Raw genomic sequence first — 11,828 nt, 5'->3', positions numbered from 1 at the left:
CGACGAGCTGCGCCACCTTCTGCGCGATGCCGGGTACGCGCTGCCGCGTCGAGGTGCTCACCACGATCAGCGCGCCGATCGAGGAGGGGGCGGGCCACCATCGTGCGCGCGTCCGCGGCCCGGGCCCGCCCGGCCGCGCTCGCCGCGGGGCCCGCGCGGTTCGTGGTCCTGCTCGCCGTCCTGGTCTGCGCGGCGTGCGGACTGGTCTACGAACTCGCGCTGGCCGCGCTCGGCGGCACGCTCGGCGGCGACCCGGTGGTGGAGACCTCGATCGTGCTCTCGGTGATGGTCTTCGCGATGGGCGTCGGCGCGCTGGCCGCCAAGCCGCTCGCGCGCCGGGCCGCCGCGGCCTTCATCGCCGCCGAGATCCTGCTCGCGGCGTGCGGCGGGATGTGCGCGACCGCGCTGTACGCGACCTTCGCCTGGTACGACGTCTACCGCTGGCCGATGATCGCCGTCGCGGCCGTGCTCGGGCTGCTGATCGGGGCGGAGATCCCGCTGCTGATGACGCTGGTGCAGCGGATCCGCCCACAGGACGCGGGCAGCGCCGTGGCCGACCTGTTCGCGGCCGACTACGTGGGCGCGCTGATCGGCGGTCTGCTCTTCCCCTTCCTGCTGCTGCCGCACCTGGGCCAGTTGCGCACCGTCGTGCTCGCCGGTGTGGTCAACGCGATCGCGGGCGCGCTCGTGGTGTTGTGGCTGTTCCGCGCCGACCTGCCGGTTCGGCTGCGGGTGGTGATGTACGCGGCCGTCGCCGCGGTGCTCGCGCTGCTGGCCGGAACCTGGGCGTACACGCCGGCCTTCGAGCGGGCCGCGCGCGACGCGCTCTACGACGGGGACGTGGTGTCCGCGCGGGAGGACGTGGTGCTCACCCACACGGGCGCGGGACCCGAGCTGTACGTGGCCGGCGAGCGGCGGGTCGCGGCCCCGGGCGCGAGCGAGACCGCGCAGGCGCTCGTACACCCCGCGATGGCCGGCCGGCACGAGCGGGTGCTCGTGCTCGGCGGGGGCGACGGGCTGGCCCTGCGCGAGGTGCTGCGCTACGCGGCGGTGCGCGAGGTCGTGCTCGTGGTGCCGCGCGTCGCCGAGACCGCGCCCGCGCGGACCGACCCGCGGTTGCGCGCGCTGGCCGGCGACGCGTTCGCCGACCCGCGGGTACGGGTGGTCGGCGCGGACGCGTTCGCGTGGGTGCGCGGCGCCGCGGAGCGCTTCGACGTGGTCGTGGCCGACCTGCCCGGGCCCACCGTCGGTGCCGCCGCGCGGCTGTACACGCGGGAGTTCTACGGCCTGACCCGGACCGTGCTGCGCCCGGCCGGCCGGATCGTGGTGCACGCCCCCGCGCCGGACGCGCATCCTCGCGCGTACTGGTGCGCCGAGGCCGGTCTGCGCGCCTCGGGCCTGCGCACCGTGCCGTATCGGGTCACCGTGCCGGGCCCGGCCGACCGGGGCTTCGTGCTCGCCGCGGTCGCGCCCGGCACGGACCTGCGGGCCGCCGACGACGCCCCGGATCCGGCGGTGGTCCCGTTCCTGGCCGCCGACCGGCTGGCCCGGGCCGGTTGGTTCCCGCCGCACCAGGCACGCGTGGACGTGCCCCCGTCCACCCTGAACAACCCGCGCATCGCCGACTACGCGCGAGGCTGAGCGACAACCGCGGCCCGATCCTCAGCGGATCGACATGTACGCCCGGAACGCCTTGTGCAGCGTGGGCAGTACCGGGTACTCCCACTCGCCCAGGTTCTCCACGACCCGTCCGTTCGTACCGAGCTTCCAGCGCAGCACCCCGAACAGCCGGTCGTCCGGGTCGATCACCGGGCTGACCCCGCGCATGTCGTAGACCGGCACGCCGCGTTCGTGCACGTCCCGGATCATTCGCCACTGCAACGCGTGGCTGGGCCGCACGCCGCGCCCGTGGTCGGTGGAGGCGCCGGTCTGGTACCAGACCCGCGAGCCCGCGCTGATCAGCGTGTGCGCGGCGAGCAGCCGATCCTCGAAGCGGGCCAGGTAGAGCTTCATCCGGCCCGCCGACTCGGTGTTGAGGGCGCGAAACTGGCGTTCGTAGTAGGGGAGTTCACGGCCCAACCGGAACCCGTTGCGGCGCTCGGTGACCTGGAGCAACTCGAAGAAGGCGGGCAGATCCTCGTAGCCGCCCACGGTGATGTCCACCCCGGCCTTGCCGGCCTTGCCGATCGCGCGCTTCCACTCCTGGTTGAACCCCGCCTTGACATGGTCCAACGAACGTCCCTGGAAGGGAAGTTCGAAGGTGTATCGGGGCTGCGCGTCGGCGCCGTCGCCGGACGCGCGCCAGCCCAGGTCGCCCAACCGCAGCGCGACGGTGGCGCCCAGCGGGTCGATCTCGTCCGGGGTGACCCGGTCCAGGTGCTTGAGACCGTGCCTGACCGCGTCCTTGACGGTCTGTGCCTGCCACCGCCGGTGCGCCAGCGGCGGGCCCATCCGGACCGTGAACACATGCCGAGCGCGCATGTGCTCGATCAGCGGCGCCAGCCACCGCTGCGGGTTCGGGTCGGTCCAGTCGATCACCGGGCCCTCGGGGAGATACGCGAACCAGTACGGCACCTTGGGCATCTTGCGGTACAGCACCAGCGCCGACCCGACCACGACGCCGTCCGCGTCGTACCAGCCGATGCCCTCGCTGCGCCACGCCTCCTTGACCACGGCCCAGGACGGGTATTGCAGGAAGCCCGCGTCGCCGCGCCCGTCGAGATGGGCCAGATGCGCGTCGGGCGTCAGCGGGGCGACCCGCAGCCTCGGGTCGCCGGCCGCGGCGGGCACGAGGGCGGCGGGGACGGGCGCGGCGGGAACGGTCGAGCGCGCGGGCGGCGCCGGGAGCAGCGTGACCACGGGACTTCTCCTCGGGGACGGAGGGATGCGGGGTAGCCCCGCACCCCTTTAAGAGCCCGTGGCAGCGGGTTTCGTCACCGGAAAATTCGGATGCAACGCAAGTGGCCCGCCGAGGACTCAGATAGAGGGGGACCATGTCCGGAGCCCCGATCGAGCCCGAATCGGAGGCTTTTGTGAGCGATGTCGTCGCGGCGCCGCCGCGCGGTCGGCACGCTCGTGGACAGGCCCGCGACGACGCGTCGAACGCGCCCGCGGCAGCGTCGGCGCGGCCGGGGGAACCGGCGGCCGACCGGGCCGCGCGAGGCGGTGCCGGGCGCGCCGGCCGGTCGGTGCTGCGCGGCGGCGCGAGCCTGGCGCTGGGCTCGGCGGTGTCGCGACTGACCGGCTTCGCCCGCAGCGCGACGGTGGTCGCCGCCCTGGGAACGGGGTTGTTCGCCGACGGCTACAACGTCGCGAACACGGTGCCCAACATCTTGTACATCCTGCTCGTCGGCGGCGCGCTCAACTCGGTCCTGGTGCCGCAACTGGTGCGCGCCGCACGGCGGGACGCGGACGGCGGCGCCGGCTACACCGACCGTCTGCTCACCGCGGTCGGCTGTCTGCTGCTCGTGCTCACGATCGCGGGCGTGCTCGCCGCGCCCGCGATCGTGTCCGCCTACGCGGACTACGACGGCGCGCAGCGCGACCTCACCATCGCGCTGGCCCGGATGTGCCTGCCGCAGATCCTCTTCTACGGCGTGTTCGCCCTGGTCGGCGAAGTGCTCAACGCGCGCGGCCGGTTCGGGCCGATGGCCTGGACGCCGATCCTGAACAACCTCGTGGTGATCGCGGTCTTCGGGTCCTTCCTGCTGGTCGCGCACGACGTCCGGGACGCGCAGGGCATCACGCCCGCGCAGACCCGCCTGCTCGGGCTGGGCACCACGCTGGGCATCGTGGTGCAGGCGGCCGCGCTGGTGCCGTACCTGCGCGCGGCGGGGGTGCGCTGGCGACCACGCTTCGACTGGCGCGGCCACGGACTGGGCACGCCGCTGCGGATGGCCGGCTGGGCGGTCGGCCTGGTCGGCGTCTCCCAGGTGGGCTATTGGCTGGTCACCCGGCTCGCGGTCGAGGTCTCCGACAAGGCGGTGGACTCCGGGGTCGGCCACGGCGTGGGCTACACCGCGTACGCCAACGCCCAGTTGTTGTGGATCGTCCCGCACGGCGTGGTCACCGTGTCCATCGCGACCATGCTGATGCCCCGGATCAGCCGGGCCGCGGCGGACGGACACCCCGCGCGGGTCCGCGAGTCGATCTCCCGGGGCCTGCGGCTGAACGCGCTGGTGATCGTGCCGGTGTCGTTCCTGTTCCTCGCGCTGGGTCCGCAGGTGACCGCCGTGGTCTTTCGGCACGGCGTCACCACCGAGGCGGACACCCGCGCGATGGGCCTGATGTTGTCCGCGTTCGCGCCGGGGCTGATCGCGTACTCGGCGCAGTACCTGATCCAGCGCGGGCTGTACGCGGTCCAGGACGCGCGTACGCCGTTCTGGGCCAATGTCGCGATGACCGCGGCCGGGGCGCTGTTCGCGCTCGTGGCCTACGGCACGCTGCCCGCCGAGTGGGCGGTCACCGGGATGGCGGCCGGGTACAGCGCCGCGCAGGTGATCGGCCTGGTGTGGTTGGCCCGGGTGCTGCGCCGGCGGCTGGGCGGGCTGGACACGGTCCGGGTGGCGCGCACTCACGTGGGCCTGGCCGTCGTCTCCGCCGCCGCGGCGGGCGGCTCGTGGCTGCTCGCCCGTCGGTGCGCGCACACGCTGGGCTCGGGGCCGGTGGGCTCGGCGGTCGCGCTGGTCGGCGCGGCGGCGCTGTTCGCGGTGCTCGTGGTGCCGATCGCGTATCCGCGGGCGCGTCGGTTGTGGTTGCCGAGGGAGTCGCCGCGCCCGGATCCCGACCCGGGCGCCACGCCGCGCGTGATCGACCCCGACGCGCCGACCGGACGACACCGGCGGGTGTGATGGGGTGGGACCGTACCTGCCGACCGCACGGGTCGGTTCACGGGTGAGCCGGTCGAGCGTCGTCCGCCGCCATGAACGGGGAGAACGGATGCAGTACGAAGTCGTCGTGCCGATCCCGGTCCGATCTGTCTGGGACACCTTCCACGACGCCGAGCGGCTGGCCCAGTGTGTTCCCGGCCTGCTGCTCGACGAGCCGGCCCGGACCGGTGCCGAGGGCATCGAGCTGACCGGTCGGTGGCAACTGCGGGTCGGTGCCGACACCATCACCCATCGCGGCACGCTGCGGCTGGTGGACGCGATCGAGCCGCTCGCGCTGGTCGCGAGCGTCGAGGGCGTCGAGAGTGTGGACGGCGCCGGCGGCGACGGCGGTGGTGACGAAAGCGGCGACGGCGACCGGGGCGCGGCGCGGTCCGGCACGATCCGCGTCGGCGCGGAGTTCGCCGTGCGGCTGTACGACCTGGACGCGGACGACGAGGACGGGCCGAGCCGGACCCGGATCGTGTTCGCCGACGCGTCGGGTGCGCCCGACACGCCCGACGCGCCCGACGAGGGCGCCGGGGGCGACGCCGTCGGGTCCGCCCCGATCCGCCCGGCTGCCGCGTTCGTCCGGGCAGCCGACCTGTTCGCCGCGGCGCTGACCGACGAACTGGCGCCGGTGCCTGCGGACACCCCGTTCGAGTCGGTCGTGCCGCTCCCGGACCCGTTCGCCACGCCGCGTGCCCGGACCCAGGGCGCCCGGCCGTCCGCGTCGCGCGCGGCCGCGAACGGCGACGCGGAGCCGGATCTGTGGTCCCGGGCGGGCCACGGCACCGGCCGCGCCGCGCGCCGTGCGGTCGGGGTCCTGGTGCCCGTCCTCGGCGCGTTGCTCGTCTGGCGTCGGGTGCGCGTGCGTCGGCGTCGCGCCGGTTAGGCTCCGGTGCCATGAGTTCCGACCGCGATGCGCTCCTCGACCAGATCAAGACCAAGGCCGTCGTGCACGGCAAGGTCGTCCTCTCCTCCGGCCGGGAGGCGGACTACTACGTCGACCTGCGCCGGATCACCCTGGACGGCGAGGCCGCGCCGCTGGTCGGCCGGGTCATGCTGGAGCTCACCGCGGACCTGGAGTTCGACGCGGTCGGCGGCCTGACGCTGGGCGCCGACCCGGTCGCCGGGGCGATGTTGCACGCCGCCGCCGCGCAGGGGCGCAAGCTGGACGCGTTCGTGGTGCGCAAGGCCGGCAAGGCGCACGGGCTTCAGCGCCGCATCGAGGGGCCCGACGTCAAGGGCCGCCGGGTGCTGGCGGTCGAGGACACCTCCACCACCGGCGGTTCGGTGCTGACCGCCGTCGAGGCGCTGCGCGAGGCCGGCGCCGAGGTCGTCGCGGTCGCGGTGATCGTCGAGCGCGGAGCCGCCCCGACGGTGGAAAAGGCCGGCCTGGAGTACCGGGTCGCCTACCACCTGGAAGATCTCGAACTGAATTAAGGCCCACCCGTACATTCCGCTCCGGCCGCCCCGTGTGATGCCTTGCGCATTCATGGGGCGGCCATTGCTTTTTTCGCGGTCTCGGATATTGTCGGACCAGTTCCGACGTCGGCGCGTCCGCCGACCGGACTTCCCGGGGGGGAAGTGTGAATTCTTCGTGTATGTCGTCCCGTGCGCGCCGGCCGCGATCTCGCGGCTGAGTCGATTCGCGCCGAACGGGGCGTAATCACCCCTGCCCTTTCCCCTCGGGCCGCCGGGTCGGTTCCCCGTCCGACCCGGCGGCCGTCTCCGCTCCACCATTCGAAGAGGTTTTGATGCAGTTGCGCCGCAGCCTTTCCACGACCGCCGTCGTGGCCTTGGTCTCCTCGGCCGCGCTTTTCGCCGCTCCCGCCGCGATGGCCGCCGGTTCGACCAGCTCCGCCCCCACCACCACCGCGTCCTCGACCGCGGCGCCCAAGGGCGAGGCGGACAAGCCGGGGACGGGCGCCAAGAGCACCGCTCCGACCACCGCGGCTCCGGCCGCCGGGAAGGGCGACGCGGACGTGCCGCCCGTCCTCGTCGGTGGCGGTGCCGTCAGCGAGGGCATCTCCGCGAAGGTCAACGGCTTCCCGGGCAAGTTGGTCGGCGGGGCGAAGGCGACCCCGTTCTCGACCACGATCACCAACCAGGGCAAGAAGTCGCTCGCGCTCGCGCCGGGCTTCCAGTTCTGGAACGCCGACAAGAGCCTGAAGGCGTCGCACATCGTCCTGGAGTACCTGGACGGCAACACCTGGAAGCGTGCCCAGTTGGGCGACGAGGACGGCGCCGTGGGCGGCTTCCTGGCGATGGACGGCGAGTACGTCGAGACCCCCTACCAGGTCGCGGCGGGCAAGTCGGTCACCATCCAGCTTCGGATCGCGGTCACCAAGGACGCGCCGCTGGGCAAGAACCTGGGCTTCAACGCCACCGTCGGCTTCCTCGGCGAGGAGGAGGAGGGTTCCGCGTTCGCGCTGTCCGACACGTTCGGCTTCCTGATCGCGAAGGCCGACTCTCCCGGCGGCACCCCCGGTACCCCCGGGACCAAGCCGAAGCCGCAGCCCAAGCCGAAGCCGAAGCCCGGCACGGTCAAGCCCGGCAAGGAGCTCGCCGCAACCGGCGCCGACGACAGCAACACCCCGGTGCTGATCGGTGCCGCGGCCGGCGCCGCGCTCGTCCTGGGCGCGGGCTTCGTCGTCATCGCGCGTCGCCGCGGAAACGGTGCCTCCGCCTGACGGTGGACGCCCGCCCCAAAGCCGCCCTGCCCCCGGTCCCCGTCCGGGGGCAGGGTGTTTTTCGTTCTCCCGCAATAGTCGCGGTCGAGACGACTCATGACGGCGGGAAAAGGTTGTACGCGGATGCATTTCGATACGACTGATTAACCCCGGTGGTCCGGGCAATGAAAAAGCGGCGGCGCACATATGCGCACCGCCGCTTCAGAGCGTATGTGTTCAGCTACCCGACGACGATGCCGCTTCGCGCTTCGCCTCACGCTTGCTGCGAATGACCTCGATGATGATCGGCAGCAACGAGATCAGCACGATGACGAACACCCCCGGCAGCAGGTACTTGTCGATGCTGCTGCCGATCGTGTCGCCCAGCTTGTAGCCGAGCAGGATGATGCCGTCGGTCCACACCAGGCCACCGATGACGTTCCACAGGAAGAACGTCCGGGCGGGCATCTCCAGGACACCCGCGACCGGGTTCAGGAACGTGCGGACGATCGGGATGAACCGGGCGAGCACCACTGCCTTGGCCGGGCCGAACTTTTCGAAGTACTGCTCGGCCTTGGTCACGTACTCGGCCTTGAACAGCTTCGAGTCCGGTTTGTTGAACATCTTGGTGCCGAACCGGGCGCCGAGGAAGTGACCGAGCTGGGCACCGGCGATCGCGCATACCGGCGCGCCGACCAGCAACCAGGGCAGCGAGATGGACGTGCCGACGATCTCCTCCGCCGACGAGGACGCGGCGACGCCGGCCAGGAACAGCATCGAGTCGCCGGGGAAGAAGAACCCGACCAGCAGACCCGTCTCCGCGAAGATGATCGCGAGGATGCCGATGAGTCCGAACGTCGAGATGAGGGACGTCGCGTCGAGGACGTTGACAGCTTGGAATTCCACCTCTGGAGGGTAGTCCGCGCGACGCGTGCCCCGTCACCCGTCCCCGTCGTGAACCGCGCATCATTACGAGGTCGGGACCTTGCCGGGTGATGGTCGCGCCGATCGCGCGCCGGTCGGGCGGTGTCCCGACACCCGGCGACACATGGACGCACACAGAGTCAGGGGCAGCACGTGGGCATCGAGCGACTGGTGGTGATCGGCGGCGACGCCGCCGGAATGAGTGCGGCCTCGCAGGCCCGGCGGCGGCGCGGCGAGGACGACCTGGAGATCGTCGTGGTCGAGCGCGGCCGGTTCTCCTCGTACTCCGCGTGCGGCATCCCGTACCTGGTGTCGGGCGAGGTGGACGGTCCGGACGCGCTGATCGCCCGTACGCCCGAGGAGCATCGCAAGCGCGGGATAGACCTGCGGTTGGGCGTCGAGGCGGAGGGCCTGGACCTGGATCGCCGCGAGATCGCGGTCCGCGACCTGGGCAGTGGCCGGGCCGACCGGATCGGCTTCGACCAGCTCGTGCTGGCCACCGGCGCGGTGCCGGTGCGGCCGCCGCTGCCGGGCATCGACGCGCCCGGCGTGTACGGCGTGCAGACCCTGGAGGACGCGCGCGAGCTGATCGACTGGCTGGCCCCCGAGCACCGTACGGCGGTGGTGATCGGCGGCGGCTACATCGGCATCGAGATGGCCGAGGCGATGGTCCGCAAGGGCCTGTCGGTGACCGTCGTGGACCGGTCCGCGCAACCGATGTCCACGCTCGACCCGGACATGGGCGCGCTGGTGCACGAGGCCATGGAGGGCCTGGGCATCGACGTGGTGACCGATACCGAGGCCCGCGAGATCGAGCTGACGGACGGTCGCGCGAGTGCCGTGCTGACCGCCGACGGCCGTTTTCCCGCGGACATCGTGGTGCTCGGTCTGGGCGTGCGCCCGGCCACCGAACTCGCCCGCGAGGCGGGCCTGCCGCTGGGCGCGAGCGGCGGTCTGCGCACCGACCTGCGGATGCGGGTCACCGCGGACGGGATCTGGGCGGGCGGCGACTGCGTCGAGGTGCTCAACCTGGTCTCCGGCCGCCGGCAGCACATCGCGCTGGGCACCCACGCGAACAAGCACGGTCGGGTGATCGGCACCAACATCGGCGGGGACTACGCGACCTTCCCCGGCGTGGTCGGCACCGCCGTGAGCAAGGTCTGCGACCTGGAGATCGGCCGGACCGGGTTGCGCGAGAAGGACGCGGCGGCGGCCGGATTCGAGTTCGTGACCGCGACCATCGAGTCCACCGGCCGGGCCGGCTACTACCCGGGCGCGCGCTCGATGAAGGTCAAGATGATCGCGGAGCGGATCACCGGCCGACTCCTGGGCGTGCAGATCGTCGGTCGGGACGGCGCCGCGAAGCGGATCGACACCGCGGCGGTCGCGCTCACCCACCGGATGACGGTGGAGGACATGACCTCCCTGGACCTGGGCTACGCGCCGCCGTTCTCGCCGGTGTGGGACCCGATCCTGGTGGCGGCGCGCAAGGCCGCCCAGAGGGTCGCCGAGGACCACTGACCCCTCGCGCCGGTCCGACGCCGGCCCCGCCGCCCGAACGGCCGGCGGGGGCCGGCGGGCGGCGCGAGGTCGGGGCGGGCGGAGCCGGTCGGCCGGCGGCGCGGAGCGGTCAGCGCGCCGAATACGGGCGGGGCTTGAAGCCGGTCGGGTCGATGGACGCGATCAGGCTGTCGATCGCGCCGTCGGTCCCGGCGTCCACGCCGGTGGCCATGATCTCGATGCCCTGATCCACGATCGACCAGGTGCGCACCTTGAAGTTCTGGCCGCCCGCGCAGGTCACCGAGACCACGCGGTACTCCGCGCCGCGCCCGCCGACGGTGCGCTTCTCCCTGGTCACCACCTTGGCCGTGATCGTCTCGGTGTCCTTCAGCACGACCAGGCGCCCGTCCTTCGCGCAGACCGGCTGGGTGGCGTAGCCGTACGGGCTTTGATCGATCGTCGTCGCGTAGCTCCACCGGGCCGGGGCGTCCAGCTCGTCGACACGGATCTCGACGGAGTTCAGGTCGCAGGTGAGCGCGCTCCCCGTTGTCCCGGCGGCCAGGAAGCAGCGGCTGCGGCGGACCCCGCCGGAGTCGGCTTCGCGGGCCTGTTCGCGCCATCCGGCCGGCAGGTTCACCTTGATCGCCTGCGCGCCGAAGGTCTTGTCGACCGGCCGGGTGCTCGTCGGCGTGCCGGGGGTGCCCGTTCGGCTCGGCGGAGACGACGTCCGGGTCCGCTCGCTCGTCGCCGGCGAGTCGGGATCCGGGTCGGGATCCGCCGGGGGAGTGGTGGTTCGCGGGGCGCTCGTCGTCGGCACGGCCCGCGCCGGCGCCTCGGGTACCGCGGTGTGCTCCGAGGTCGGCAGCGCGCTCACCGACACCGGCCCCTGGGCGGGCGCGCCGTCCTGGTGTCGCGGTGCCCCGATCAGGGACACCCCGCCGAAGGCCGCGGCCACGGCGGCCAGGATGCCGAGCGGGACGCCGACCCTCGTACGCCGACCGCGGTGGGCGTCCTTCGCGGTGGGTGGGCCCGGCGGTCGCAGGGAGCCGAGCGTGACTGAGTCCGCGCGCGAGGCCAGGGCCGCGCGCAGCAGATCCTCCATCGATTCGTCGCGCGCATGGCGTTCGGTCACCACTGTTCGTCCTTCATGAGTTTTTCGAGGGCGTCGATGGCACGGCTTGCCGTGGACTTCACCGCTCCACGGGAGAGCCCGAGGGTCTCGGCTATCTGAGCCTCCGTCATATCGGACCAGTAGCGCAGCACCAGCACCTCGCGCTGTCGCGGTGCCAGGCGCTGGACCGCGCCGAGCACCCGCAGGTGCTCCTCGGACAGGACCACCACGTCCTCGGGCGAGGAGGCGTCGGGTTCGTGCGGGGGCACGTAGGCACGGGCGGTGCGCCGGCGCCGCAGCACCGAGCGGGAGAGGTTGACCACGGAGGTGCGCAGGTAGGCCAGCGCGTTGTCGACGTCGTCCAGTTCCTCGCCGAAGCGTCGGTACAGCGCGGTGAAGGCGTCCTGGACGACGTCCTCGGCGGTGCCGAGGTCGTCCACGAGCAGGATGGACAGTCGGACCATGCCGAGCCGTTGGGCGTGATAGAGCTCGGTCAACGTCGGGCGGGCCGGCGGGTCCTCGCCGCCGCCGCGCAGGATCCGAAATCGCGTACGACGTGGTGCTTCGGGCACCGCCGCGCCCTCCGACGGGAAGCCGGACGACGCCTGGTCGCCCCCGAATGCCGGCATGCTCAGCAGCGCCACAGCCCTGCCGCCCCCTTCGCTGTCATGAGACCGCCCCCCACCCTCCGTGCACAGCCCGTGTCCTGGTGACGCGCCGCACCCCGAAGGGTTGCGCGGTCGACCGAAGTTC

10 protein-coding genes are annotated in these 11,828 nt (G+C 72.8%); 6 read left to right on the top strand and 4 right to left on the bottom strand.

Annotation, left to right across the window (positions count from 1 at the left end):
- Positions 1 to 102 precede the first annotated feature (102 nt).
- The gene (locus ACWCPW_RS45455; RefSeq protein ID WP_449767502.1) at positions 103 to 1,641 is read left to right on the top strand and encodes a polyamine aminopropyltransferase; all 1,539 of its coding nucleotides are present in this window, start codon (positions 103 to 105) and stop codon (positions 1,639 to 1,641) included.
- A gap of 21 nt (positions 1,642 to 1,662) precedes the next feature.
- Here ACWCPW_RS45455 and ACWCPW_RS45450 read toward each other — a convergent pair whose 3' ends face one another.
- On the bottom strand, positions 1,663 to 2,859 hold the full coding sequence (locus ACWCPW_RS45450; protein ID WP_449767501.1) for a lipid II:glycine glycyltransferase FemX: 1,197 nt from the start codon (positions 2,857 to 2,859) through the stop codon (positions 1,663 to 1,665).
- 173 nt (positions 2,860 to 3,032) lie between these two features.
- Here ACWCPW_RS45450 and murJ point away from each other — a divergent pair, with 173 nt between their 5' ends.
- The 4 genes from murJ to ACWCPW_RS45430 all read left to right on the top strand — a co-directional run bounded on the left by murJ (position 3,033) and on the right by ACWCPW_RS45430 (position 7,561).
- Entirely contained in the window at positions 3,033 to 4,850 is a 1,818-nt protein-coding gene (murJ, locus tag ACWCPW_RS45445) for a murein biosynthesis integral membrane protein MurJ (RefSeq protein ID WP_449767500.1), read from the top strand.
- Between the two features lie 88 nt (positions 4,851 to 4,938).
- A complete protein-coding gene (locus ACWCPW_RS45440; protein WP_449767499.1) occupies positions 4,939 to 5,760 on the top strand; it encodes a hypothetical protein in 822 nt (273 codons plus the stop codon).
- Positions 5,761 to 5,771: 11 nt separating this feature from the next.
- Positions 5,772 to 6,311, top strand: coding sequence for an orotate phosphoribosyltransferase (gene pyrE / locus ACWCPW_RS45435; protein WP_449767498.1), 540 nt, complete (start codon positions 5,772 to 5,774; stop codon positions 6,309 to 6,311).
- Positions 6,312 to 6,625: 314 nt separating this feature from the next.
- The gene (locus tag ACWCPW_RS45430) at positions 6,626 to 7,561 is read left to right on the top strand and encodes an LPXTG cell wall anchor domain-containing protein (protein ID WP_449767497.1); all 936 of its coding nucleotides are present in this window, start codon (positions 6,626 to 6,628) and stop codon (positions 7,559 to 7,561) included.
- 216 nt (positions 7,562 to 7,777) lie between these two features.
- Here ACWCPW_RS45430 and ACWCPW_RS45425 read toward each other — a convergent pair whose 3' ends face one another.
- Positions 7,778 to 8,446 (bottom strand): DedA family protein, encoded by a 669-nt coding sequence (locus ACWCPW_RS45425; protein WP_449767496.1) that lies wholly within the window; start codon positions 8,444 to 8,446, stop codon positions 7,778 to 7,780.
- A gap of 171 nt (positions 8,447 to 8,617) precedes the next feature.
- Between ACWCPW_RS45425 and ACWCPW_RS45420 the strand changes: the two genes are divergently transcribed.
- Positions 8,618 to 9,985, top strand: a complete 1,368-nt coding sequence (locus ACWCPW_RS45420; RefSeq protein WP_449767495.1) for an FAD-dependent oxidoreductase — start codon at positions 8,618 to 8,620, stop codon at positions 9,983 to 9,985.
- A gap of 109 nt (positions 9,986 to 10,094) precedes the next feature.
- On the opposite strand, the gene ACWCPW_RS45415 is transcribed toward ACWCPW_RS45420, so the two are convergent.
- A complete protein-coding gene (locus tag ACWCPW_RS45415) occupies positions 10,095 to 11,096 on the bottom strand; it encodes a hypothetical protein (protein ID WP_449767494.1) in 1,002 nt (333 codons plus the stop codon).
- On the bottom strand, positions 11,093 to 11,719 hold the full coding sequence (locus ACWCPW_RS45410) for a SigE family RNA polymerase sigma factor (protein ID WP_449767493.1): 627 nt from the start codon (positions 11,717 to 11,719) through the stop codon (positions 11,093 to 11,095). The genes ACWCPW_RS45415 and ACWCPW_RS45410 overlap by 4 nt, the downstream gene beginning before the upstream one ends.
- Positions 11,720 to 11,828 lie beyond the last annotated feature (109 nt).

It is taken from the genome of Embleya sp. NPDC001921 (assembly GCF_053594475.1).
This window is presented reverse-complemented; position numbering and strand designations above follow the sequence as displayed.